Annotated in this window: 22 protein-coding genes and 1 tRNA gene; 10 read left to right on the plus strand and 13 right to left on the minus strand. The window is 57.6% G+C overall.

Annotation, left to right across the window (positions count from 1 at the left end):
- Positions 1–81 precede the first annotated feature (81 nt).
- From BY454_RS13685 to BY454_RS13695, 3 genes are all read right to left on the minus strand, one after another.
- Positions 82–786 (minus strand): hypothetical protein, encoded by a 705-nt coding sequence (locus tag BY454_RS13685; RefSeq protein ID WP_104417096.1) that lies wholly within the window; start codon positions 784–786, stop codon positions 82–84.
- Positions 787–1,158: 372 nt separating this feature from the next.
- Positions 1,159–1,246, minus strand: a tRNA-Leu gene (locus tag BY454_RS13690).
- Positions 1,247–1,316: 70 nt separating this feature from the next.
- Entirely contained in the window at positions 1,317–1,970 is a 654-nt protein-coding gene (locus BY454_RS13695) for a class I SAM-dependent methyltransferase (protein ID WP_104417097.1), read from the minus strand.
- Between the two features lie 283 nt (positions 1,971–2,253).
- On the opposite strand from BY454_RS13695, the gene BY454_RS13700 reads away from it, so the two are divergent.
- Genes BY454_RS13700 through cydC form a run of 4 tightly spaced genes read left to right on the plus strand, consistent with a single transcriptional unit; the run spans position 2,254 to position 7,971 of the window.
- The gene (locus tag BY454_RS13700) at positions 2,254–3,684 is read left to right on the plus strand and encodes a cytochrome ubiquinol oxidase subunit I (protein WP_104417098.1); all 1,431 of its coding nucleotides are present in this window, start codon (positions 2,254–2,256) and stop codon (positions 3,682–3,684) included.
- Positions 3,685–3,686: 2 nt separating this feature from the next.
- A complete protein-coding gene (cydB, locus tag BY454_RS13705) occupies positions 3,687–4,688 on the plus strand; it encodes a cytochrome d ubiquinol oxidase subunit II (RefSeq protein ID WP_104417099.1) in 1,002 nt (333 codons plus the stop codon).
- Positions 4,689–6,368 (plus strand): thiol reductant ABC exporter subunit CydD, encoded by a 1,680-nt coding sequence (gene cydD / locus BY454_RS13710; protein WP_104417100.1) that lies wholly within the window; start codon positions 4,689–4,691, stop codon positions 6,366–6,368.
- Positions 6,361–7,971 (plus strand): thiol reductant ABC exporter subunit CydC, encoded by a 1,611-nt coding sequence (gene cydC / locus BY454_RS13715; protein WP_104417101.1) that lies wholly within the window; start codon positions 6,361–6,363, stop codon positions 7,969–7,971. The genes cydD and cydC overlap by 8 nt, the downstream gene beginning before the upstream one ends.
- Positions 7,972–7,989: 18 nt before the next feature.
- Here cydC and BY454_RS13720 read toward each other — a convergent pair whose 3' ends face one another.
- The 3 genes from BY454_RS13720 to BY454_RS13730 all read right to left on the minus strand — a co-directional run bounded on the left by BY454_RS13720 (position 7,990) and on the right by BY454_RS13730 (position 11,017).
- On the minus strand, positions 7,990–9,225 hold the full coding sequence (locus BY454_RS13720) for a saccharopine dehydrogenase family protein (RefSeq protein ID WP_104417102.1): 1,236 nt from the start codon (positions 9,223–9,225) through the stop codon (positions 7,990–7,992).
- 100 nt (positions 9,226–9,325) lie between these two features.
- Positions 9,326–10,267 (minus strand): electron transfer flavoprotein subunit alpha/FixB family protein, encoded by a 942-nt coding sequence (locus tag BY454_RS13725; protein ID WP_104417103.1) that lies wholly within the window; start codon positions 10,265–10,267, stop codon positions 9,326–9,328.
- Positions 10,268–11,017, minus strand: coding sequence for an electron transfer flavoprotein subunit beta/FixA family protein (locus BY454_RS13730; RefSeq protein ID WP_104417104.1), 750 nt, complete (start codon positions 11,015–11,017; stop codon positions 10,268–10,270).
- Between the two features lie 216 nt (positions 11,018–11,233).
- Between BY454_RS13730 and BY454_RS13735 the strand changes: the two genes are divergently transcribed.
- Complete coding sequence (locus BY454_RS13735) at positions 11,234–12,886, plus strand: electron transfer flavoprotein-ubiquinone oxidoreductase (protein ID WP_104417138.1); 1,653 nt, start codon at positions 11,234–11,236, stop codon at positions 12,884–12,886.
- A gap of 114 nt (positions 12,887–13,000) precedes the next feature.
- Here BY454_RS13735 and BY454_RS13740 read toward each other — a convergent pair whose 3' ends face one another.
- The 6 genes from BY454_RS13740 to BY454_RS13765 all read right to left on the minus strand — a co-directional run bounded on the left by BY454_RS13740 (position 13,001) and on the right by BY454_RS13765 (position 17,555).
- Entirely contained in the window at positions 13,001–13,462 is a 462-nt protein-coding gene (locus BY454_RS13740; RefSeq protein WP_104417105.1) for an FKBP-type peptidyl-prolyl cis-trans isomerase, read from the minus strand.
- A gap of 202 nt (positions 13,463–13,664) precedes the next feature.
- On the minus strand, positions 13,665–14,225 hold the full coding sequence (locus tag BY454_RS13745; protein WP_104417106.1) for a DUF1285 domain-containing protein: 561 nt from the start codon (positions 14,223–14,225) through the stop codon (positions 13,665–13,667).
- 10 nt (positions 14,226–14,235) lie between these two features.
- Entirely contained in the window at positions 14,236–14,691 is a 456-nt protein-coding gene (locus BY454_RS13750) for a SixA phosphatase family protein (RefSeq protein ID WP_104417107.1), read from the minus strand.
- Positions 14,692–14,724: 33 nt separating this feature from the next.
- Positions 14,725–15,786: an NAD(P)H-dependent glycerol-3-phosphate dehydrogenase gene (locus BY454_RS13755; RefSeq protein WP_104417108.1), complete on the minus strand. Its 1,062-nt coding sequence runs from the start codon at positions 15,784–15,786 to the stop codon at positions 14,725–14,727.
- Positions 15,787–15,837: 51 nt separating this feature from the next.
- Positions 15,838–16,329, minus strand: coding sequence for an STAS domain-containing protein (locus BY454_RS13760; protein ID WP_104417109.1), 492 nt, complete (start codon positions 16,327–16,329; stop codon positions 15,838–15,840).
- Positions 16,330–16,373: 44 nt separating this feature from the next.
- A complete protein-coding gene (locus tag BY454_RS13765) occupies positions 16,374–17,555 on the minus strand; it encodes a PP2C family protein-serine/threonine phosphatase (protein ID WP_104417110.1) in 1,182 nt (393 codons plus the stop codon).
- A gap of 112 nt (positions 17,556–17,667) precedes the next feature.
- On the opposite strand from BY454_RS13765, the gene BY454_RS13770 reads away from it, so the two are divergent.
- Entirely contained in the window at positions 17,668–19,152 is a 1,485-nt protein-coding gene (locus BY454_RS13770; protein WP_104417111.1) for an HD domain-containing protein, read from the plus strand.
- A gap of 3 nt (positions 19,153–19,155) precedes the next feature.
- On the opposite strand, the gene BY454_RS13775 is transcribed toward BY454_RS13770, so the two are convergent.
- On the minus strand, positions 19,156–20,175 hold the full coding sequence (locus tag BY454_RS13775) for an NAD(P)/FAD-dependent oxidoreductase (protein WP_104417112.1): 1,020 nt from the start codon (positions 20,173–20,175) through the stop codon (positions 19,156–19,158).
- A gap of 8 nt (positions 20,176–20,183) precedes the next feature.
- Between BY454_RS13775 and BY454_RS13780 the strand changes: the two genes are divergently transcribed.
- The 4 genes from BY454_RS13780 to BY454_RS13795 are packed head-to-tail and all read left to right on the plus strand — an operon-like array spanning position 20,184 to position 23,678.
- Positions 20,184–21,140, plus strand: coding sequence for an acyl-CoA desaturase (locus tag BY454_RS13780; protein WP_104417113.1), 957 nt, complete (start codon positions 20,184–20,186; stop codon positions 21,138–21,140).
- Positions 21,137–21,607, plus strand: coding sequence for a nuclear transport factor 2 family protein (locus BY454_RS13785; RefSeq protein WP_104417114.1), 471 nt, complete (start codon positions 21,137–21,139; stop codon positions 21,605–21,607). Before BY454_RS13780 ends, BY454_RS13785 begins: the two co-directional genes overlap by 4 nt.
- Positions 21,604–22,386 carry an SDR family NAD(P)-dependent oxidoreductase gene (locus tag BY454_RS13790; RefSeq protein WP_104417115.1) on the plus strand — a complete coding sequence of 261 codons (783 nt, stop codon included), beginning with the start codon at positions 21,604–21,606 and terminating at the stop codon, positions 22,384–22,386. Before BY454_RS13785 ends, BY454_RS13790 begins: the two co-directional genes overlap by 4 nt.
- Positions 22,387–22,412: 26 nt before the next feature.
- Positions 22,413–23,678 carry an NAD(P)/FAD-dependent oxidoreductase gene (locus tag BY454_RS13795; protein WP_104417116.1) on the plus strand — a complete coding sequence of 422 codons (1,266 nt, stop codon included), beginning with the start codon at positions 22,413–22,415 and terminating at the stop codon, positions 23,676–23,678.
- Position 23,679: the final 1 nt, after the last annotated feature.

A 23,679-nucleotide genomic window follows, 5' to 3' on the forward strand; every position in this document is an offset into this window, starting at 1 on the left:
GTGACACGGTCTGTCGTACTGAGGTGGCGGTAGTGATTGTTCATGGCAACACCATACTCGATTAGAGGGTGTTGCACTTAGTTATTGAGGCCGCGGAGTTTCATCGTAAAGAATTCTTGTCTGAGATGGCCCCAGAAAAACCCCATAACCTCCTAGTGAATTTCCAGGACAATTCAGATTCTCATTAAAATCTAAAGCACGGGCAATAAAGTATGCTTTTTTGTCCAGTACATCTTCGTCAAAGATGACGTTAACCATTACCAGCGACACCAGCCCGATGACGAAGCCGCTACAGGCGAATATTAGCGTTTGAAATGACTTATGTGTTCCGGCTCCTCCAGTAATCGAATAAAAAATTACTGTGACAAGTCCCCACACCAATAGAACTGCGAAAACTGGCTCTCCAAAAGCGAACATGTTGAGGAAAGTCAAAACCTGATGAGCTAATGGAAAGGCTCTCGAATCCACTCCGAATGCATGATTTAACGCATTTGCAGCCTCTACAGAGGCGAGGACATATATCAGCCACGCCAGAGCGGCAAAAGTTACCTGTGAGGCAAGCTGTCCCCCTAATGCCTTGGCAATTTTAGAATTCCCCACAAATAAAAAGCTGTAAAACAAAAGAAGTGCGATGCCAGCCCAAATAACATAAGGCGCAAGCTTGTTGACCCAACTCCACTCGGCATCAGACATGGGTGCGCCAATCCCAAAAACACAAATAAAACCCAACACGCCAATTACCGTGCTAATAATGCTTCTTAGGTTTTCTTCCTCTTTGTTTTCCATCCAAATAACCTAGTTTTGAGAGAAACTCCCTCACATTTAACAGCTAATTCAGCGACAAATGACTTCTATTTCAAACGCGACTATTTTCACGCGTAACTCACTGCCATTGCCGGTTTCTTCCTTTTTATCAGAAACCTATCAATTTTACTGACATTAGCGCCCATTGAAATAGGCGTCAATCGTCGGGTTTGCCTCAGGTCATGAGTTCGCCTATTTCCAATTGCTTTTCCAGGATAGTCCATATTTTTCAGACAGTTGAAATACTGCCCAAATGGAAAATTTGGACTTTCCCGACATTTGTCGTTGATCTCTGGAAAACACACAGTATTCGAGGCGGAGCAGTGGCGGTTTTGGGGAATTAACTAATAAGAATGGTGCCCGGGGCCGGAATCGAACCGGCACGACCCTCTGGGTCGAGAGATTTTAAGTCTCTTGTGTCTACCAATTTCACCACCCGGGCATTAGGAGGGAACTTGTCAGGGCCGGGAATTGTATAAGGCCGCTGGGCTTACCGCAATACCCGCACAAAATCAGGGATTTTCGGTGCCTTCGGGTGCTTCTTCCAGCGGCTTTATCGCCCTGCCCTGGTAGATGTAGCCGGCGATTTTTGGCGCGTTGGGCAGGTAGAGGTTTTCCAGTTGCTGTATCTCGAAGCCGGCCTGTCGTATTAGGTCTGCGATGTGGCGGTTGAGGTGGCAGCCGCCGGCGATTTTCTTCCAGCCGGGGGTGATGCGGTGTTGCCATTTACGGGTGGTTTCGTGGGGCGCTTCGCCGTGTTCCAGGAACAGCAGTTGGCCGCCGGGTTTGAGCACCCGCATCATCTGTTTCAGCGCTGTATGCCAGTCGGGGATGGTGCACAGGGTGAAGGTGAGCAGCACGGTGTCGATGGATTCGTCCGGCAGGGGGATCTGCTCGCCGGGCAGGCCCAGCCATTCCACGGCTACCGGTGAACGTTCAATGTTCGGCAGGGCTTTGCGGCGCATGCCTTCTGAGGGTTCCAGGCCGTAAACCTTATGCACCTGCTCGGGGTTGTAGAATTCCAGGTTCAGGCCGGAGCCCATGCCCACTTCCAGCACGTGGCCGTGGGCGTGGGGCACAATTTGTCGGCGCAGCTCTCTCACCTGGCCCAAGCTGCAGGCCGTGTCTACAAGGTGCGGCAGTATCCTTTCTTCATAAAAGCCCATGTATGGTAGCCTTTAACGCGTTGATGCTCAGGTGTCCATGTCGAATATCAAGACTGCGACAAAGTGCCCTACCCATGGGTGGGTTCACTTGTGTATCATCCTAACCAACTGCCGGTAATAACAAAATAACAATCCGAACTAGGGAGCCTCGGAATAACTACGGGTCGCCTCTGGCTTGCAGAGGTGATTCGGAGTTGTTCTGAGGCTCCCCCAGGCAGCGGCTGGGCGAGCATGGCGCAATCCGGCTCGCTTATTGTGATTGTATGAGTTACCGGAGGTTCCAATGGAACTCGATCCCCTCATTCTATCGCGGATACAGTTCGCGTTCGTGGTCTCCTTCCACGCGATTTTCCCGGTGTTTACCATCGGGCTTGCCTCTTACATCGCCGTTCTTGAAGGGCTCGCCTTCAAAACCCGGAATCCGGTTTGGGAAACCCTGTCGGCCTTCTGGACCAAGGTGTTTGCCGTTGTTTTCGGCATGGGGGTGGTCTCCGGTATTGTGATGTCGTTTCAGTTTGGCACGAACTGGAGCAACTTTGCCCAGGCGTCGGCCAATTTCCTGGGGCCCATTCTCAGCTATGAAGTGATCACGGCTTTCTTCCTGGAAGCAGCATTTCTGGGTGTGCTGCTGTTTGGGCGCAACAAGGTGCCAGCCGGCGTTCACCTCTTTGCGGCCATCATGGTGGCAACCGGCACCTTTATTTCCTCGTTCTGGATTCTCTCGGCCAACAGCTGGATGCAGACTCCGGCGGGCGTCGAGCTGCGGGAAGGCGTTTTCCACGTGACTTCCTGGAGTGAAGCCATCTTTAACCCTTCCTTCCCTTACCGCTTCCTGCATATGGCCATGGCTTCCTTCCTGACCGGTGGCTTTGTGGTGGCCGGTGTCAGCGCGTGGTACCTGCTCAAGGGTCGTGAGGTGGAAGCCAACCGCAAGGCGCTGTCCATGTGCCTGTGGCTGCTGCTGTTTATTGCCCCTGCGCAATTGGTGATTGGTGATTTCCATGGCCTGAACACCCTGGAGCACCAGCCCACCAAAGTCGCTGCGATGGAAGGCAACTGGGAAACCTCCAGCAACGTGCCGTTGCTGCTGTTTGCCATCCCCGACCAGGAAAACCAGCGGAACCTGTTTGAAATCGGTATTCCCAGCATGGCGAGCATGGTTCTGACCCACGATTGGGACGGCGTGGTGCCGGGCCTGAACGAAGTGGCCGTTGAGGAGCAGCCACCAGTGGCGATTGTGTTCTGGTCTTTCCGGATCATGGTGGGCCTTGGCGCGCTGATGATTCTCTTTGCGCTGGCCGGGTTGTTCCTGCGTCCTGGCGGGCGTTACTACCAGAACCGAAAATTCCTGCAGGGCCTGCGCTTTATGAGCATCGCCCCGTTCATTGCGGTGCTCACCGGGTGGTTTGTCACCGAGACCGGCCGCGCACCCTGGCTGGTGTACGGCATGATGACCCAGGCTGAATCGGTCACGCCATCACTCACCGGTGGCATGGCGTTGTTTACGCTGATTGGTTACATCGTGGTCTATGCGCTGGTGTTCGCCGCAGGCGTCTACTACCTGATGCGGGTGCTGTTCGTCGGCCTGGAAAGCGAGGAGGAAGACACCACCGATTCCCCTGAACGTCCGGCCCGGCCGCTTTCAGCCGCGCATGTCCCGTTTGAATACGACAGCCACGGCCGCCCGGTACCGGCTAACGATGGAGGGCAGTGAGTATGCAACTGTTTGATCTGGCCCTCATTTGGGCATTCATTATCGGTTTCGGCATCATCATGTATGTGCTGATGGACGGTTTCGATCTGGGTGTTGGCATCCTCTTTCCCTTCGCGCCGTCGGAGGACGATCGGGATGTCATGATGAACTCCGTTGCGCCGGTCTGGGACGGCAACGAAACCTGGCTCGTTCTGGGTGGCGCCGGGCTTCTGGCGGCCTTCCCCATGGTTTACACCATTTTCCTGCCGGCCTTGTATATCGGCGTATTCCTGTTGCTTGCGGGCCTCATTTTCCGGGGCGTGGCGTTTGAATTCCGGTTTAAGGCCCGGACTTCCCGCTACCTCTGGAACTGGGCCTTTGCCGGCGGCTCTACGGTTGCCGCATTCGCCCAGGGCGTGGTGGTTGGCGCCTACATCCAGGGCTTCGAGACTGCCAACGGCGTTTACGTGGGCGGCGCCCTGGACTGGCTGACGCCGTTTACCGTCCTGACTGGCCTCGGCCTGCTGGCCGGTTATGCCCTGCTGGGTTCCACCTGGCTGATTCTGAAAACCGAAGGCCGGCTTCAGGAGTGGGCTTACCGTATTACCACGCCGCTGCTGGTGGCCGTGCTGGTGGTCTTTGGCATTATCAGCATCTGGACGCCGTTCGTGGATGAACTGGTCAGCGAGCGCTGGTTCTCTCACCTGAGTGTGATCTGGATTCTGCCGGTACTCACCCTTCTTTGCGCCCTGCAGATCTGGCGTTCCGTGCGCCGGCGTGATGAAGGCCTGCCGTTCGTTTCCACCATGGGACTGTTCATCACCACCTACCTGGGGCTGATCGTCAGTCGTTGGCCCTATGTGGTACCGCCGGAATACACCCTGTGGGAAGCCGCTTCAGCCTATGACTCCCAGCTTTTCCTGCTGTTAGGGCTGCTGTTTGTGGTGCCTATTGTGCTGGCTTACACCGCCTGGACTTACTGGGTCTTCCGCGGCAAGGTTCGTGCGGGCGAAGGGTACCACTAAGTGGCCAGCCAGCAGGCAGAGGTTCGGCAATGGCTGTCCGGGCTTTCCCGTGACAGCCGGCGCTGGATCAACGCCACCGTGCTGGCCGGTTCGCTGGCCGGTATCGCCACCATCATTCAGATGGTGCTGCTGGCCTGGATTGTTCATCAGGGCGTTATTGAGCACCAACCGGTTGCTTCACTGACGCCCTGGTTTGTCGGCCTTCTGATTGCCCTGCTGGTGCGCGCAGCCGCCCAGGGGTTACAAACCCGGTTTGCCGCCCGCACCAGTGAACAGGTTCGCCGGCAGGCCCGGCAACAACTGAATCAACACTGGCAGAGCGAAGGTCCTGTGGCACTGGCCGATGCCTCTGCCGCCTCTCTTACCCGGGAATGGCTGGACCATGTAGAAGCCCTGCATGGGTACTTTGCCCGTTTTCTACCCCAGATGACGCTCTCTGTCGTCGTTCCCCTGTTGATTCTGGTGCTGGTGTTCTGGCTGGACTGGCTGGCCGGCCTATTCCTGCTGTTATCCGCACCCTTGATTCCGTTGTTCATGGCCCTGGTGGGCATGGGGGCGGAGAAGGTGAACCAGCAGCATTTTGAAATTGTCAGCCGTTTGTCGGGCCAGTTTCTGGACAAGATTCGCGGCCTGACCACCCTCCAGCTGTTCGGACAAACGGCCAGCGCCAGCGAAACACTGCGCCGACGTTCGGATCAGTATCGCCACATCACCATGAAAACCCTGAAAGTGGCGTTTCTGTCGTCTGCGGTGCTGGAGTTCTTTTCATCGGTTGCCATTGCGGTGATCGCGATTTATATCGGCTTTGGCCTGCTGGGCTACATCGAATATGGGCCCAGCCCGGACCTGACCCTGTTCACCGGCCTGCTGATCCTGTTACTGGCCCCGGAGTTTTTTCAGCCCCTGCGCACGCTTTCCCAGCATTATCATGACCGTGCTTCGGCCATGGGCGCTGCGGCGGAAATCCTGGCACGGCTGCAGAAGGGTGATAGCGCAGAACCAGAAGCAACGACCGTTACCCGGCCAGAAGTGAGCGAACCAGAAAGCATCAAGCTTGATCACCTCACTATTCGCCACGGCCAGGGCCCAACGGTGATTGAAAACCTCAATCTTACCCTGCCCCGGGGTACCGCCCTGGCGCTGACCGGTGCCACAGGCAGCGGCAAATCTTCCCTGTTGCACGTGATGGCCGGGTTCTTAACACCAGCCAATGGCGGTGTCTCAATATTCGGCGAGGCCGCCGGTGCACGCTCCTTTGGCTGGCTGGGCCAGAAGGGCTTCTGGGTGCAGGGCACCTGGGCAGACAACCTGCGCCTGACCACACCGGAGGCCTCGGATGCCGACATTGAACAGGCGCTACAGCAGGTGGGCCTGGGTTCGCTGGTCGCCAGCCGCGAGCAAGGCATTTACAGCCGTTTGAGTGAAAGTGGGCAGGGGCTTTCCGGTGGCCAGGCCCGCCGGCTCAGTCTCGCCCGGATTTTCCTGGCGGATTACGACCTCATTTTGCTCGACGAGCCCACCGCCGGGCTGGATACAACCTCCGAGCAACACATCATCGCAGCCCTGAAGGCACTGTCCGATAAGGGCAAAACCCTGGTGTTTGCCACGCACCACAACGCCCTGCTCGCCCTGGCAGACCGGGTACTGGTGGTCAGCAACGGGGAGGTGCACGATGCATGAACTGCGCCCCTGGCTTCGCCTGATTTTCAGGCATCGTGGCCGCCTGGTGCTTGGCGGCGTATTGATTCTGGCCACTCTGCTCTCCGGCATTGCCCTGTTGGCGGTGTCCGGCTGGTTTCTGACCAAAACCGCCATTGTGGGCCTGCTTCTGGCCGCCGGCATACAGGCCAGCATCAACCTCTATGTGCCCGGCGGCGCCATCCGTTTCTTCGCGGTTTCCCGCACGGCTTTTCGTTACATGGAGCGGGTGTACAACCATAACCTGGTGCTCCAGTTGCTGACCGACATTCGGGTGGCGCTGTTTGATCGCCTGTCCGCCACAGGGCAACAAATACGCGGCGACAAAAGCGGCGCGCAATGGTTGTCACGCCTCACCGCCGATGTGGACGCCCTGGATACCCTGTACCTGCGCCTGATCGCACCCACGGCCCTGGCCGGTGTCGTCACTTTGTTGCTGAGTGGCCTGGCATGGGTGTTATTCAGTGGTGCCATCGCCCTTGCTGTGTTGCTGGTTCTGGCGCTGGCGTTACTGGTGGCGACAGTAGCGGTTTTGCTGCGCACACGGCGCTTGTCCGCCCGATTGAATGACCAGCAGGAAACACTGCGGGGCGAGGTCATCGAGCACCTGGAAGGGTATGCCGAGTTGTTGGCGGCCGGTCGCATCAATGACCATGCCCATGGCCTTATGGGCCAGGCCCACCGGTTGTCACGGGCCCAGGCAACCGTGGATACCCGCGTGGGTTGGCATAACGCCGCAACCACCCTGCTGGTGAATATCACGGCCGTTCTCGCTCTGTGGCTCGGTTTTGCACTCTTTGAAAGCGGACAGGTATCAGGGCCGGTTCTGGTGCTTCTGCCCATTGCCTTGCTGGGGCTGGGCGAGGTCTATGGCATGCTGCCAGAGGCCTTCGGCAAATTCGGCGCCACCGAGGCGGCGGCCCGGCGGCTCAATCGGGATGTGTCATCGCCCAAATCAGAGCTTACTTCTGCCCAGCATGAGTTGCCTGAAGGCATGGCCGCTGAACTGAATGCGGTCGATATCGGGCACCCGGGTTATGCGCCCCTGTTGACGCACTTCAACCTGCGATTGGCGAAGGGGGAAATCCTCGGTGTGGTGGGCGATTCCGGCAGCGGGAAATCCTCATTTGCCGACACCCTGGCAGGCATGCTTCCGCCTTTGACCGGAACGGTGGCTGCCCTGCCCTGCGCCTACCTGACCCAGACCACCACCGTGTTTGATGACACCGTGAAAGCCAACCTGCTTCTGGGCAACCCTGGCGCCACCGACGCCCAACTCTGGCGGATTCTGGAAATGGTGGAGTTGGCCGGCCGGTTTGCGAATGAAACCGACGGCCTGGACACCTGGCTGGGCAGCGCTGGGAACCGGTTATCCGGCGGCGAAGCCCGCAGGCTGGTGTTGGCCCGTGCGCTGCTGAACGAAGCACCGTTGGTGATTCTGGATGAGCCCTTTACCGGCGTGGACGCCGATACCCGGAATCGTATTGCCCCGCAAATTGAGCATTACCTGGAAGACCGCACGGTGGTTTGTCTGGGCCACGGGCCGGAAGCCCTTTTGGCCACCGACCGCGTGATCCAGCTTTAACCGGCAAACAAACTGGATTTAACGGGTTTCCAGCTTCTCAAAACGCAGGCCGGCGTGTTCTGTTAACCGTTTGAACAGTCTGTCTCCCAGCAGGGAAGCGGGCGTCCAGAAGCCGCCTTCAGCATCATCGGGCAGGTCAAAGGCCAGACACAGTCCGGATTGCCCCAGCATTTTGCTGGTGGAGCCGTAACCGGGGTCACGATCACCGGTCACTTTGGTGATCACTGCCTTGTCATCCGAAGTTCGACCAATGAAGCGCATATCGTAAAAGCCGTTTTCCTGTTCTTCCGGGCTGGGGCCTTCGCCCGGCGCGGGCACCAGCTTTTCGACCACCCAACGGGTGGGTTTGAAGGCTGCGGCGGTGAAAAACAGACCGAGGCCGGCGGCCATGCCATAAGCCATAAGCCGTCCCTTAACCCCCCGACCAGTCATGATGGCTTCGTCGTAGGTGAATTCCTTGCCGTACCGCGCTTCCTGTAACGCGTTGGACCGGTGCACCACGCGGGTATTGATGGCTCCCATCACAAAGGGCGCGAGCCAGGCCTGGAAATCCCGGTCGAATTCAGCGGATTTAAGGGACGGTTGGCGCGCTTCCGACCGGTGCCCTTCAGGACACAGGGAAAACGGGTTGGCCATCTCCTTGCGCAAGGCAGGATCGGCCGCCGCTTCCTTCGCCAGGTTGATCATTGAAGCAAAGGTGCCACCAGACAATCCGCCCTTGGCGGCTTTCACCCGCATGCGCACGTGCTGGCAGGGCTCGCCAAATACTTCCTGGGCCTGGGTCTGCAGGAACCACACGCCCATGTCGGAGGGAATGGAATCGAAGCCGCAGCAGTGCACGATTCGGGCCCCTGACTTTTTGGCCTCAACCTCATAACGGGAGATCATGCGGCGGATCCATTGCACTTCCCCGGCCAGGTCACAGTAATCGGTGCCGCTTTCCACGCAGGCCTGGATCAACGGTTCGCCGTACAGTGCATAAGGCCCGACCGTGGAGATGACCACCCTGGTCTGTTCGCACAACTCGGCCAGTTCCTTATCATGGGACACATCGGCCACAATCACAGGCAGATTTTTGTCACCCAGCTCACTTTTCAGGGCGTTAAGTTTGCTCTCAGAGCGCCCGGCAATGGCCCATCGCACCGGGTTTTCGCCGCTGCAGGTTTCAACCAGATAGCGGGTGAGAATTTTGCCAACAAAGCTGGTGGCGCCAAACACCACCAGATCGTACGGACGATCAGCGTGCCTACTCATAGAACGTGCCCCTTATTTATTGTTCAGTATTGTTGCTGACACTTTCTGTTGCCAATAAAAAAGGCACCCGAAGGTGCCTTTTTATCGAACTTTCAGAAGGTTATACCGCCTTCTTCAGTTCTTCCTCCAGCTGCGGAACTGCTTCGAACAGGTCCGCGACCAGGCCGTAATCGGCCACCTGGAAGATCGGGGCTTCCTCATCCTTGTTGATCGCAACGATCACTTTGGAGTCAGACATACCCGCCAGGTGCTGGATGGCACCGGAGATGCCCACGGCGATGTACAGCTGCGGGGCAACGATCTTACCGGTCTGACCAACCTGCATGTCGTTGGGTACGAAGCCGGCATCAACAGCCGCGCGGGATGCACCCACGGCAGCGCCCAGATGATCAGCAATGCGCTCCAGCATCTTGAAGTTTTCGCCGTTCTGCATGCCACGGCCGCCGGAAATCACCACACCAGCGGAGGACAGGTCCGGACGGTCGGATTCGGCTTTTTCTTCGCTAACGAAAGCAGACAGGCCGGCGTCTTTCACCACGTCCAGCTGTTCAACCGCAGCGGAGCCACCTTCGGCAGCCACCGGATCAAACGCAGTCGGACGAACGGTGATGACCTTGATGGCGTCGCTGGACTGCACGGTCGCGATGGCGTTACCAGCGTAGATCGGGCGAACGAAGGTGTCCTCGGACTCAACGCGGACAATATCGGATACCTGGGCAACGTCCAGCAGCGCGGCAACGCGCGGCATGAAGTCTTTGCCAGTGGTGCCGGCTGCGGACAGGATGTGGCTGTAGCCCTTGCCTACTTCGGCAACCAGATCACCCAGGTTTTCCGCCAGGAAGTGACCGTAAGCAGCGTTATCGGCAACCAGTACCTTGTTCACGCCTTCGGCCTTGGCAGCGGCTTCAGCAACGGCGCCTACGTTTTCACCGGCAACCAGCACGTCGATGTCACCACCGATGGCCTTGGCAGCCGCTACAACGTTCAGGGTCGCCTGCTTCAGGCTGCTGTTGTCGTGTTCAGCAATTACCAGGATGCTCATTTAGATCACCTTCGCTTCGTTTTTCAGTTTGTCCACCAGCTCAGCCACATCGGCCACCTTGACGCCCGCCTGGCGTGATGCCGGGGCTTCAACTTTCACGGTGGACAGGCGCGGGGCAACGTCAACGCCGAGGTCTGCCGGGCTCATGGAATCAATCGGCTTTTTCTTGGCCTTCATGATGTTCGGCAGAGACGCGTAGCGAGGCTCGTTCAGACGCAGGTCAGTGGTGATCACTGCCGGCAGGTTCAGGCCAACGGTTACCAGGCCGCCGTCGACTTCACGGGTTACGTTCACTTTCTCGCCTTCAACAACCACTTCGGAAGCGAAAGTGCCCTGGCCCATGCCAGTCAGCGCAGCCAGCATCTGGCCGGTCTGGTTGTTGTCAGTGTCGATGGACTGTTTGCCCAGAATCACCAGCTTCGGCTCTTCTTTCTCGACAACGCCCTTCAGCAGTTTGGCGGCTTCGAGGGACTGCACTTCTTCGTCAGTCTCGATGTGAATGCCACGGTCGGCACCCAGTGCCAGAGCGGTACGCAGCTGCTCTTGGGAAGCCTTCGGGCCAATGGTGGCCACGACGATTTCTGTGGCAATGCCCTTCTCTTTAAGACGAACCGCTTCTTCAACTGCGATTTCACAGAAAGGGTTCATTGCCATTTTGACGTTGGCGAGGTCAACACCGGTGTTGTCCGGCTTGACGCGCACCTTCACGTTGTAGTCGATAACTCGTTTTACAGCGACCAGAACCTTCATAGATTCCTCGTTCTTCCACGATGAGTTTATGAGTAAGCCAGGTTGACCCGACCTCGTAATGAGACGATACTAAAAATCGACTCAAAACGCACCTGTTTCGGTGTTATCAAGATATTGCCAAAGGTAACCGCAGAATTCAAACAAACGTTTGTTTGATTGCCAAATTGCGTTTATGCTTTCGCCAAAGTCCATAAAAAGCTGTTTGAGGAGACCAACGTGGAACGCGAATCGATGGAGTTTGATGTTCTGATCGTCGGCGGCGGCCCGGCGGGCCTGTCTGCAGCCTGCCGCGTAATGCAGTTGGCGCAGGAAGCCGAACAGGAGCTGACCGTATGCGTGGTGGAAAAAGGTTCTGAAATCGGTGCGCACATCCTGGCCGGCACCGTGTTTGAACCCACTGCCCTGAACGAACTCTTCCCGGACTGGAAGGAGAAAGGCGCCCCGCTGAACACCCCCGTCACTCGCGACGACATCTTCCTTTTCAAAGGCCAGGAAAGCGCCACCAAACTCCCGAACGCCCTTGTGCCCAAGAACATGCACAACCACGGCAACTATATTATCAGCCTGGGTAACCTGTGCCGCTGGCTGGCCGAACAGGCCGAAGAGCTGGGGGTTGAGGTTTACCCTGGCTTCCCGGCTGCGGAAACCATTATCGAAGATGGCCAGGTAAAAGGCATTGTCACCGGCGACATGGGCGTGGCCCGCGATGGCTCCGAAAAAGACAGCTTCATGCCCGGCATGGAACTGCGCGCCAAGTACACCCTGTTCACCGAGGGCTGCCGTGGCCACCTGGGCAAAGAGCTGATCAGCGAATTCAAGCTGGACGAAGGCAAAGACCCGCAGCATTACGGCCTGGGCATCAAGGAACTCTGGGACATCGACCCGGAGAAACACGAGCCGGGCCTGGTAGTACACACCACAGGTTGGCCGCTGAACGAATCCGGCTCCACCGGTGGTTCTTTCCTGTATCACCTGGAAAATGGCCAGGTGTACGTGGGCCTGATCACCGATCTGTCCTACTCCAACCCTTACGTGAGCCCATTCGAGGAATTCCAGCGCCTCAAGCACCATCCGGAAATCAAGAAACATCTGGAAGGTGGCAAGCGGGTGGCTTACGGCGCCCGTGCCATTACCAAGGGCGGCTACAATGCGCTGCCGAAGATGAGCTTCCCGGGCGGCCTGCTGCTGGGCTGTGACGCCGGCACCCTGAACAGCTCCAAGATCAAGGGCTCCCACACGGCCATGAAGTCGGGCATGCTGGGTGCGGAAGAAGTGTTTGAAGCGCTGAAGGCTGGCAAGGAAGGCGAAGAGCTGACCAGTTTCGCCCAGCGGTTCGAAAACAGCTGGCTGTTCAAGGAACTGTACGCGGAACGCAACTTCGGCCCGGCCATGCACAAGTTTGGCAACATGGTGGGCGGCGCCATTGCTTTCTTCGAGCAGAACATCCTGCGCGGCAGCCTGCCGATGACGTTCCACGACACCACGCCGGACTATGCAACGCTGAAGCCGGCGTCCCAGTGCAAGAAGATCGACTATCCGAAGCCGGATAACGTGCTGACCTTTGATCGCCTGTCGTCGGTGTTTATTTCCAACACCAACCATGAGGAAGATCAGCCGGTTCACCTGAAGCTGACCGACCCGGAGATTCCGATCAAGGACAACCTGCCGAAGTACGACGAGCCTGCGCAGCGCTACTGCCCGGCCGGCGTGTACGAGGTGGTGGAAGCAGACGATGGCAGTGGCAAGAAGTTCCAGATCAATGCCCAGAACTGCGTGCACTGCAAGACCTGCGACATCAAGGACCCGGCCCAGAACATTACCTGGGTAACGCCGGAAGGCGGTGGCGGGCCGAATTACCCGAACATGTAATGCAGGAACGAAAAAGGCCGGGAATCCCGGCCTTTTTTTATGCTCGCCTGAAAGATCCAGGCATAAAAAAACGGCGCTCGAAAGCGCCGTTTTTCGTACAACCTTACGAAGCGATCAGTGCGCGTGACCGTGCTCTTTCTCTTCGTCAGTTGCTTCGCGGGCTTCTACTACTTCTACGTCGAAGTGCAGAGTCTCACCAGCCAGCGGGTGGTTGGCATCGATGGTAACGGTTTCGTCGCCAACTTCTACCACACGCACGATCTGGGGGCCGCCCGGAGTCTGAGCCTGGAACTGCATGCCCGGCTCGATGGTGTCTACGCCTTCGAACGCAGAACGCGGTACCGGCTGGATCAGTTCTTCGTTAACTTCGCCGTAGCCTTCACCCGGCTCTACAGATACTTTTACCTGATCGCCAGCGTTCTTTTCGTTCAGCGCGTTTTCCAGTCCACCGATAATGTTTTGTGCACCTTCCAGGTAAGACAGCGGCTCACGGCCTTCTACGCGGGAGGAATCCAGTTCTTCTCCCTGGTCGTTAGTGAGCGTGTAATGGATGGTGACAACACGAGGTTGGGCCATGTGATCTCCTTGCGTGTCGCAATGACTGTGTATTTTGAGTAAAAAGGGCGATCGAAAGTGATCGTGAACAGCCAGACTGCACAGAGGGACTAACGACCACCTGCCTCGTTAAGAGCCAGGCTCGATAACAAGCGTGAAGACACAGTCTAACAAGTGAAAGACTGCGTTTTCTACCTTATTTATAGAGGCTGATTTTGGCTTTTCAACCGTGCTGGCCAATTTTCCAGAATTTTCCCCGGCTCTGGACCCCGTGCCAGGTTTCGCCATCGACTTCACGGTCTTCCGCCAGTTTCACCAATTCATAGAACGCGCTGCTCACCAGCCGTGCTTCAACGCCCTTGCGCACCATCACCACGGGCCGGGGTTCGTCGCTGTCGGGATACTGGCCAACGATCAGGGGGTGTTCATCACTGATATCAATGACGTCACCCATATTCGTTGTGACCGACAACACCTGTTCCCGCCCTTCTTCACGAACCGTAAGCGAGTGCGCCAGCAGCGGCGTGTCTTCCACCTGAATGCGCCATTTCTCCACCGGTGTCACCAGATAGAATTCACCATCCTCTTCTTTTCTCAGGATGGTGGAAAACAGCCGGGTCGCTGATTCACGGGGAATCGGGTGCCCTTCATAGACCCACTTGCCATCGCGGGTAATCACCAGGTCCATGTCGCCTGTCAGTTCCGGCTGCCACTTGTCCAGGGACGAAGCGCATTGCTCCTTTGAGTGATTTCCGACGCTTTTTACGATGTGATCCGGTTCCATGGCAAATTACTCAGGGTAGAAACTGGGTTTTAAGGTCCGCACAGCCAGGCCCCACCACCGGCATGTCCAACAGCACGGCCTGGGAGGTCATGAACGGAATGCCTCGACGATGGCCATCTACCAACAACGTAGACAATGCTCCGACAAAAGGCATGTGTGAGACCAGCATCAAAGGTGTGGTGCGGGTATCCAGATCCAGCAGCGTATCCAGGCACTGGCCAGGGTCATCGTCGGGGGTAATGAAATACTTTTCGTCAACCGGGCAGTTCAGCACTTCAGCAATGATAGCCGCGGTCTGGCGCGCTCGAGCATACGGGCTGCACCAGATTTCTTTGGGCCGAAACTCAGATTCCGCAATCTGAGCGGCCACGGCGGCGACATCCCGGCGCCCCATTTCAGTCAACTCACGCTGCTGGTCGATGGTGTGCCAGCCGGCTTCACCGTGCCGCATGATGATCAGGTGCATCACGCTCTCCCCTGCCCGGGCACCGTTCGCCGGTTACTGGCTGATGGTGCGTGGAAGAATGAACTCCACATCAGAATTCTGTGCGGCCATCATCAGGCTGTTGATGACGGCGTTGATGGAAGCGCCTTCATAGATAATTTCATACAGACCACGGACCAGTGGCATGTAAATGCCAATGGATTCGGACTTTTCCCGAACCAGTTTCAGGGTATAGATACCCTCGGCCACCTGCCCCAGCTCTTCAACAATTTCATCCAGCTGGCGACCTTTGCCAATGGCGTAACCCACGCGGTAATTCCGACTTTTATTGGAGGTGCAGGTGGCGATAAGGTCACCCACGCCCGCCAGCCCCATGAACGTCATCGGGTTGGCCCCAAGGCTTACGGCAAACCGGCTCATTTCCGCCAGCCCACGGGTAATCAGCATGGCACGGGCGTTCTCGCCCATGTTCAGCGCGGTCCCCAGGCCGGCGACGATGGCGTAGATGTTCTTGAGGGCGCCCGCCAACTCAACACCGTAGACATCCACATTGGCGTACACGCGGAAGTACTCGCAGCCCAGTAATTCCTGGACGATTTGCCTTACTTCCGGGTCCTTGGCAGCAATGACGGTGGCGGTGAGTTCCCGGTTAACGATTTCTGCGGCCAGGTTCGGGCCACTGAGCACACCGGAACGGCAACGCGGAATCTCCTCAAGAAGAATCTCGCTCATCAGCTTAAAGCCCTGTTGTTCAATGCCTTTTGTCAGGCTGACAACTACCTGGCCGTCGTGAAATTCGTCACGATGCTCACTGATCAGGGCACGAAAGGCTTTGGCGGGAACCGCCACGAACACCACGTCAGATTTTTTCAGGGTATCGGCCAGGTCCGTGGTGGGATGGATGTCGCCTTTCAGGACAACATCGGGCATATAGCGTTTGTTGATGCCGGTTTTCCGGACCTGCTCCGCCTGGGCCGGATCACGCATCCAGAAGTGAACACGATGGCCGTTTTCACCAAGCACCTTGGCCATGGCAGTACCAAAACTACCACCGCCAAGAACGGCTACATCCTTGGAATTCGCCCCGGCATCGTTGGGCGTTGCATTGTCGGGCATAGAAATTTCGCTTTCTGCTTTTGGGCGGCTCGGGGTGATGGTATCCGGGTATCAACCGGCTTCTTCACACTCAAGTGCTCGCACCAGGCTTTTGAACTCCTCCCGGTTTTTGCTGTTCATGCCCATCAGAATTTTATGGGCATCCAGCACCTTGTCCCGGACCTGCTGCTCGCTCGCTTTGAGTACCGGAATTTCTTCCAGCTCTTCAATACGCGACGCGGGCTCCCGGACAATGATAAAAATCTTGTCGAAACCCATGGAGGTCACAATGCGAGTGATGTCGGGATTGGTGGAAATCAGGGTTGGGAGGAATTGGCTTTGTTTCTGTGCGGCCAGGGCAATCTTTGCCAACAGCCCCAGGGTGGTGCTGTCTATGATATCCGTTTCGGTCAGGTCGACCACTACCGTTTTGAATTCGGGATCGCGAGTGATCGACTCGGCCAGGTTATCCAGCGTTGAACACAGGTTCAACCGGATTTCGCCTATAAACTTTAAGACGTATATTCCCTGCTGATCTGCCTGCAGGATTTTATAACCAGCCATTTTTACACTGCCACTCAGTAGAAGGACGTGTTACCCGACACAGGCTAAAAAGTGTCGGTTACCGATACTAACGCGATATCGTCCGGAAGCTCCGAGATCTGGTCCAGACCCAGGGCCTCGCTCAGCGATGCGATAGTGTGACTACCTCCTGAAACGAGTTCAAGTAGAGTTTTCTCCTTTTCATCCAGGGACTTTTGCGTCAGTACTTCAAGAATCCCATCGGAAAACAATATCAAGTGAAACGGTTTATCTAATTCAATACGATAAACTTCCCATTCCGGTTTCTCAAAAATACCCACTGGCAGGCCATTGCCTTCCAGGAACCGGGTTTCACCCCCCTCGAAGGAGATGATCGGCATTGGGAAATGCGCACCAACGGCGTAATCGAGCGTTCGTTCAGAAATCGTGATGATACCTACGAACACGGTAACATGTTTGCCGAGGCCCGTATCGAGAAGTTCGGCGTTAATGCGCTCAAGGAAAAGATCCGGATGCAGGATTTCAGAACTGGACTGGCGCCGCAAGTTGCGTTGCAGCCGGTTGGTCAGGTTTTTCAGTAAAACCGTCACAAACGCGGAACTGGCGCCATGGCCGGATACATCCGCAATATAGACCAGCACCTTGTCATCGCTGAGCTTGAAGTAATCGAGAAAATCACCACTCAGGTAGAGAGAAGGCTTAATCATGTGATCAACCCGCAGGCCAGAGATGTTCAGCTCTCTGTCCGGCAGCATTTTCATCTGCACCTTGCGTCCGGCATTCTGGTCGGCGCGAAGTTCTGAAATACCGGCCCGCAGCTCGCGGTTGGCATCTTCGAGTTCTTTTCGGTAAAGCTGGTTCAAGCGGTTGATGCGCAGCCGGTCAAACAGCTTTTCGATCACATTATCCAGGGCGCTGACATCATCCTGGCAGGGCTTGAGGATGACATCCGTTGCCCCGGCCCGCATGGCAGCGACAATATCCTGGCTGGATTCACTCGCGGTACAGGCGACCAGGGGCACGAAATGGCCGTCCGCTTCCAGCTCTTCCGATACCTTCTGGATGGTCTCGGGCGGGAGGTCGGCGAAGATGACATCCGGCAATTTGTCGTCTGACAGGGTCAGGGCCTCGGCCAGCTTTGCGCGCCCGGTGACGTAGAACCCTTTGGATTCGAGATACCGGGACAGGTCTTCTCTGGCCTGCTCGTCGGCATCGATAATCAGAATGCGCTCGGTGCGCGATGTCATGTTGGTTACCCTAACCTGCCAGCGATAAAAGGAAATTCTTTGTATATCGCATATTCTGGCATGCCTCTGTGATATAACAAGCCGGTAAGATCAATTCGGGAGTATTGTGACGATGCGACGTGCCGTAAACGACCTGCTCGGTGCTTACGACAAACTGATCATGGACCCGGTGCACGGCGGCATTCCGCTGTACCGGCACGAAATCCAGGTGATTGATCACCCTCTGTTCCAGCGGCTGCGCAACATCTGCCAGAACGACATCCTCAGCCTGGTATTCCCGGGGGCCACGCACTCGCGGTTCCTGCACAGCATCGGGGTGATGCACGTGGGCACCCGCATGTTCCGCTCCATGATTGATGCCTACCTGCGGGAACGGCAACTCAGCGAACGGACAGACCTGGGCCTGAGCCAACTGGATGCCATCGACTACCTGGCCAAGACCATTCGCCTGGCCTGCCTGCTGCACGACAGCGGCCACTCCAGCTTTTCGCACCAGTTCACCCAGGCCAAACGCATCCGGGACCTGATGTCGCGGCCCCAACGCTTCCGGGACCTCTGGCATGGGGTGGATTATCACCAGTATTTTCCCGAAGAGCCGGCGGAACTGGAACACGAGCATTATTCGGTGCGTGTTGCCCACGATGTGCTTTCAGCCATAGACCTTGATAGCGCCGGCCTGAATGCCATCGATGTGATCGGCATTATGGAAACCACCGAGGTGCAGCCCAGCGAAGCCTTCTGCCGCCACGCCGAAACCTTCTGGAAATTTGTGGCCGGGGATGACGCCGTGGCCGGCAGCATTGCCTCCCGCGATGTGCCACAGCTGGTAATGGATCTGCTGGCTTCCATCGTCTCCGGCGAAATCGACGCCGACCGCGCGGATTATATGCTTCGTGACGGCTTCCACAGCTCGGTGACCATCGGCGGCTTTAACCTGGACCACCTGCTGAGCAACCTGCGCTTTGGCTGGGAAGTGTCCGAACCCTGGATGGGGCTGGCAATCACCGAAAAGGGTCTGGGGGCGCTGGAGGATTTCGTCTACAGCCGCTACCAGATGTACCGCAAGGTCTACGCCCACAAGACGGCGCTGGGCTTTGACTGGCTGCTGCGGGAGGCGATCAACGAGGTGCTGGAAGACCCCGATAACTTTGAGTGGATCGACACCTGCCTGAGCGACATGCGCTACTTTGCCGAACTGACCGACAACTTCTTCTGGGAGGCGTTCCGCAAGGTGGCCCGACGCCAGCCCAAGAGTTATTCCTTCAGCATCGTCAATCGGGTGAAGCTGAAACACCTGGACACCCGGGAGAATCTGGACAAAACCGGTATCCAGACTCACAGCGAGTGGCTGGGCGACGAGCTGGGCATTGCGCCCGAGGATGTGGTGACCTGCTCCATGCGGGCCCGCTTCTCGAACATTCAGGACAATTTCGACGGCATCAAGGTGTTGTTGCGGGACCCGATCAGCCGGGAGCGCTCACTGAAGAAAATCACCGATGTAAGCGCGTTTTTCTCCAAATTCGGCGACGGCACCATCACTCACTTCTACCAGCGCCCGGAAGTGGCCAATGGCACGCCTCCGGACATGACCGAATAGGGATTAGTCTTCCTTCATCGCGGCCACCAGGTTGGCCGCACTCTCCCAGGCGCCTTCCACCCGGCCACCGGCCAGCCAGTCGCCTGCCAGGCCCAAGCCTTCGCTGCCGTCCCAGAGATAGCCGGGGCAGCCGCCGTCGGTGGAGCGGGCATAGAGCCACCGGTGGGCAATCTGCTCGCTCACATCACCGGCGTAACCGGTAATATCGCGAAACGCGCCGATCAAACGTTCGGCGATCAGGTCCGGGTCGGTCTCCAAATGGTGATTGGTCCATTCCGGGGTGGCGTGCAGCACCCACCAGCCGCCGCCCTGCTCACGGCCAGGTTTCGAGGCATTATTGGCGACCCAGTAAAGGGTGTCGCTGTCCGGGCGGAAGCCTTCGTAAGCCAACGGAACGGCGTCATCCAGCCTGGCGGCGACCGCCCAGCACGGGAGCATGAGGCCTGCGGAATCCGAAACCTTGTCCACCATCGGGGCGAGCCCACTGTCATCCAGAATCTGCTGGGCATGGGCCGGCGGTGCAGTAATAATAACCTGATCGAACCGGCCCTGGTCCCGGTCTTCCGCACACAACAGTTGCCAGTGGCCATCCTCGCGGATCAGCCTGGCGATGCGCACTTGTGCCGCCAGATCCACGTGCTTCGACAACGCCCGGGAAACGGCCGTCATCCTCGGCGTGCCAACATACCGGGCCTCATCCGGAAACGGCTGCCAACCCCCTTGCGGATGCTGGAAACCAAAACGTCCCGGCCATTCGGAGAACGTATCGTTACCGGCCCAGGTTTGCAGGAAGGCATGGAATGCCGGGTCCCGGATGGTGAAATATTGAGCCCCGATATCGACCGAGCCCGTATCGCCCACACGTTTTGAGGACAATCGCCCGCCAGGCCCGCGACTCTTCTCAAACACCGCCACCTGGTGCCCTTGCTCTTTCAGCAAAATCGCGGAAACAAGCCCGGCAAGCCCTGAACCAATCACCGCCACCCGGCGTATAGATGCACTGTCTGATGTAACTTTTGGCATGATGATATATGACCCACGTGAATAACTGGCTGACAAACATTCTGAGATGGTTCGATTCCGAAGCGGGATCAGATCACCTGGACTCCAGTTCCCGGACGTTTAACCTGTTGCGCGTGCTGCCTTTTGTGGGGCTGCACCTGGCCTGTTTGCTGGCTTTCGTGACCGGAGTCAGCACGTTTGCGGTGGCTTTTGCCATCGCCTTTTTCCTGATTCGCATGTTCGCCATCACCGGGTTTTACCACCGTTACTTCTCTCACAAAACCTTCAAGACCAGCCGCACCGCACAATTTATCTTCGCGGTACTTGGCGCCAGCGCCGCCCAACGCGGCCCGCTGTGGTGGGCGGCCCATCATCGCCATCATCACCAGTATTCCGATCAGCCCGAAGACCTGCACTCGCCCCATCACGGTGGCTTCTGGTGGGCTCACGCGGGCTGGTTTACCTGCGATGCCGGTTTTGCCATGAACAAAAAGCGGGTTGGCGATTGGCTGAAATTCCCGGAGCTGCGCTTCATCAACCGCTTCGACTCACTTGTACCCACCATTTTTGCCGTACTGATTTACGGCCTGGGTGAAGCTTTGGCGGTCTGGGCACCCGGGCTGAACACCAATGGCCCCCAGTTGCTGGTGTGGGGTTTCATCACCTCGACCGTGGCCCTGTTCCACGCTACGGTCTCCATCAATTCCCTGCTGCACGTCTGGGGTAAGCGCCGGTTCGACACCGAAGACGACAGCCGCAACAATTTCTGGCTGGCCCTGCTGACCCTGGGAGAAGGCTGGCACAACAATCATCACCGCTGGCCCCGCTCGGTACGCCAGGGCTTCCGGTGGTACGAGATTGATATTACCTACTATGGCCTTTGGCTATTATCCAAGCTCGGTATCGTCTGGGATCTGAACCCAATTCCCGAGCAGATCCTGGAAGAAACCCGCCAACTCGACAATCAGAAGAGGAAACGCTCATGACTTCCACTGCCTCATCTGTAGAAGTCGGCTCACGTAACGCCGCGGTCCCCATGGTCCTGGATCGTTTCTGCCAGCTGTTCAACGAACTGGACAAAGGCAACCTGCAGCGTTTGCAGGAGATCTACAGCGAAGACATCCGGTTCCAGGACCCGTTCAGCCGGGTGGAAGGCCTGGATGCCCTCACCAAATATTTTGCAGGCGCCTACAGCAACGTGATCAGCTGCAGGTTCCGCTTTGGCGAGCCGGTGGTCCAGCAGGGCCACTGCACCATTCCGTGGGTTATGGAGCTGCGCCACAAGCGCCTGCGCAAGGGCGAACTGGTGCAGGTGGACGGCATCAGCCATCTTGAGATTCGCGATGGCCGGGTCTGCTATCACCGGGATTATTTCGACGCCGGCCAGCTGTTGTATGAAAACCTGCCCGTTCTGGGCGGCCTCATTCGCCGGATTCGGGAGCATGCGGGATGAGCAAACGTCTGAGCAATCGCGCCAACATCTGGCTCACCGGCGCCTCCTCCGGCATCGGGGAAGCGCTGGTACATGAACTGATCAGCGCCAACCACAATCTCATCATCACCGGCCGGCACCAGGAGGCACTGGACGCCATCGAGGAACAATATCCGCAGCGAATTACCACCGCCGCTGCCGACACCACCAGCAAGGATGAGCTGGCCGGCATTGCCGATACCCTGAACCATTTCGGCGACCTGGACATGGTCATCCTCAATGCCGGCACCTGCGAATACCTGGAAGTTGCCGAGTACGACAGCGACGTAATTGAGGCCAATCTGACCACCAACATGCTGGGTACCGCCCGCTGCCTGGACATCGCGCTCCCGGCCCTGCGGGCCACTCGGGCCAAGGGCAAACCGGCCACCCTGGTAATCGTCGGCTCCTCGGCCTGGTGGTTTCCGTTTGGCCGCGCCGAAGGCTATGGTGCCTCGAAAGCGGCACTGAGCTATTTTGCCCACGCCCTGAGAGCGGATCTGGCAGCGGAAGGCATTGAGGTGGTGGTGGTGTCGCCGGGCTTCGTGAAAACGCCCCTGACCGACCGCAACGATTTCGCCATGCCGTTCATCGTGGAAGCCAAAGACGCGGCACGACAGATTCGGACCGGGCTGGAACAGGGCAAAACCGAAATTGCTTTCCCCTGGCAGTTCATCTGGATGCTCAAGCTGTTCAGTGCCCTGCCTCAACGCCTGATCGACCGCCTCGCCGCCAAGATGGCACGTAACAGCAACACTTGAACCCATTCTCCAAGGAAAAGCGATACATGAACCAGGAACGTCAGCGAATTGCTGTCATCGGTGCCGGAGTATCCGGCCTGACGGCAGCCTGGCTGCTTAGCGAGAAACACGACATCACCCTGTTTGAGGCCGGCGATTACGCCGGTGGTCACACCAACACCGAATACGTGGAGGCCGGCGGCCGTACCTGGCCGGTCAATACCGGTTTTATCGTGTTCAATGACTGGACCTACCCCGGTTTCATCAAGCTGATGGGCCGGCTGGGCGTGGCGTCGGAAGTGAGCGACATGAGCTTCAGCGTGGATTGCCAGAACTCCGGCCTGCAATACAACGGCACCAGCCTGAACACCCTGTTCGCGCAGCGTCGAAACCTGTTCAACCCGAGCTTCCTGAAGATGATCCGCGAGATCCTCCGGTTCAACCAGGAAACCCGCGCGGACCTTGCCGCCGGCAACATCCCCGAAGGGCAAACCCTGGGCGAGTACCTGGACCGCCATGGCTACAGCCGTTATTTTCGCAATTACTACATCGTGCCCATGGGCGCGGCCATCTGGTCGGCGCCGGAAATCGTGCTGGAACAGTTCCCGATTCGCTTCTTCCTGCAGTTCTTCAACAACCACGGCATGCTGTCGGTGGACGACCGCCCTACCTGGCGGGTGATTTCCGGCGGCTCGGCCACCTACGTGAACCGGATGATGGACCGTCTGGGCGAATGCACGCACCTGAACAGTCCGGTTTCATCCATCCAGCGGGACGAAGATGGCGTGACCATCACCAGTAACGGCCAGCAACACCGGTTCGATCAGGTGATCCTGGGCTGTCACAGTGACCAGGCCCTGGCCATGTTGAGCGATGCCACACCGGAAGAACGGGAAATCCTGGGCGCCATCGCCTACCAGAAGAACGACGTGGTGCTGCACACCGACGCCAGCGTGCTGCCGTCCAACCGGCGAGCCTGGGCGGCCTGGAACTACCGGATTCCGGGTAGCAACAGCGAGCCGGTCTCGGTCAGTTACAACATGAACATCCTGCAGAACTTCCACGACGCGCCGGAAACCTTCTGCGTGACCCTGAACCGCAGTCACGACATCGCGCCAGAGAAGATCATCAAGCGCTTCGAGTACGACCACCCGGTGTTCACCCTGGATGCCGTGGCCGCCCAGGAACGCTATGATGAAATCGGCAACCGCAACCGCACCCACTTCTGCGGGGCCTACTGGTTCAACGGATTCCATGAGGACGGCGTACAGAGTGCCCTGCGGGTAACCCGGGCCTTTGGCGTGGAGCTTTGAA

The organism is Marinobacter persicus (assembly GCF_002934325.1).
GTDB lineage: Bacteria > Pseudomonadota > Gammaproteobacteria > Pseudomonadales > Oleiphilaceae > Marinobacter > Marinobacter persicus_A.

What these genes read in the sequence shown, in the direction of transcription:
- BY454_RS13785 (WP_104417114.1), top strand. Translation starts at nt 21,137, where the DNA reads ATGACTTCCACTGCCTCATCTGTAGAAGTCGGCTCACGTAACGCCGCG.
- BY454_RS13725 (WP_104417103.1), bottom strand. Translation starts at nt 10,267, where the DNA reads ATGAGCATCCTGGTAATTGCTGAACACGACAACAGCAGCCTGAAGCAG.
- BY454_RS13765 (WP_104417110.1), bottom strand. Translation starts at nt 17,555, where the DNA reads ATGACATCGCGCACCGAGCGCATTCTGATTATCGATGCCGACGAGCAG.
- cydC (WP_104417101.1), top strand. Translation starts at nt 6,361, where the DNA reads ATGCATGAACTGCGCCCCTGGCTTCGCCTGATTTTCAGGCATCGTGGC.
- BY454_RS13695 (WP_104417097.1), bottom strand. Translation starts at nt 1,970, where the DNA reads ATGGGCTTTTATGAAGAAAGGATACTGCCGCACCTTGTAGACACGGCC.
- BY454_RS13770 (WP_104417111.1), top strand. Translation starts at nt 17,668, where the DNA reads ATGCGACGTGCCGTAAACGACCTGCTCGGTGCTTACGACAAACTGATC.
- cydB (WP_104417099.1), top strand. Translation starts at nt 3,687, where the DNA reads ATGCAACTGTTTGATCTGGCCCTCATTTGGGCATTCATTATCGGTTTC.
- BY454_RS13775 (WP_104417112.1), bottom strand. Translation starts at nt 20,175, where the DNA reads ATGCCAAAAGTTACATCAGACAGTGCATCTATACGCCGGGTGGCGGTG.
- BY454_RS13745 (WP_104417106.1), bottom strand. Translation starts at nt 14,225, where the DNA reads ATGGAACCGGATCACATCGTAAAAAGCGTCGGAAATCACTCAAAGGAG.
- BY454_RS13760 (WP_104417109.1), bottom strand. Translation starts at nt 16,329, where the DNA reads ATGGCTGGTTATAAAATCCTGCAGGCAGATCAGCAGGGAATATACGTC.
- BY454_RS13685 (WP_104417096.1), bottom strand. Translation starts at nt 786, where the DNA reads ATGGAAAACAAAGAGGAAGAAAACCTAAGAAGCATTATTAGCACGGTA.
- BY454_RS13795 (WP_104417116.1), top strand. Translation starts at nt 22,413, where the DNA reads ATGAACCAGGAACGTCAGCGAATTGCTGTCATCGGTGCCGGAGTATCC.
- BY454_RS13730 (WP_104417104.1), bottom strand. Translation starts at nt 11,017, where the DNA reads ATGAAGGTTCTGGTCGCTGTAAAACGAGTTATCGACTACAACGTGAAG.
- BY454_RS13720 (WP_104417102.1), bottom strand. Translation starts at nt 9,225, where the DNA reads ATGAGTAGGCACGCTGATCGTCCGTACGATCTGGTGGTGTTTGGCGCC.
- BY454_RS13780 (WP_104417113.1), top strand. Translation starts at nt 20,184, where the DNA reads ATGACCCACGTGAATAACTGGCTGACAAACATTCTGAGATGGTTCGAT.
- BY454_RS13750 (WP_104417107.1), bottom strand. Translation starts at nt 14,691, where the DNA reads ATGCACCTGATCATCATGCGGCACGGTGAAGCCGGCTGGCACACCATC.
- BY454_RS13790 (WP_104417115.1), top strand. Translation starts at nt 21,604, where the DNA reads ATGAGCAAACGTCTGAGCAATCGCGCCAACATCTGGCTCACCGGCGCC.
- BY454_RS13740 (WP_104417105.1), bottom strand. Translation starts at nt 13,462, where the DNA reads ATGGCCCAACCTCGTGTTGTCACCATCCATTACACGCTCACTAACGAC.
- BY454_RS13700 (WP_104417098.1), top strand. Translation starts at nt 2,254, where the DNA reads ATGGAACTCGATCCCCTCATTCTATCGCGGATACAGTTCGCGTTCGTG.
- BY454_RS13755 (WP_104417108.1), bottom strand. Translation starts at nt 15,786, where the DNA reads ATGCCCGACAATGCAACGCCCAACGATGCCGGGGCGAATTCCAAGGAT.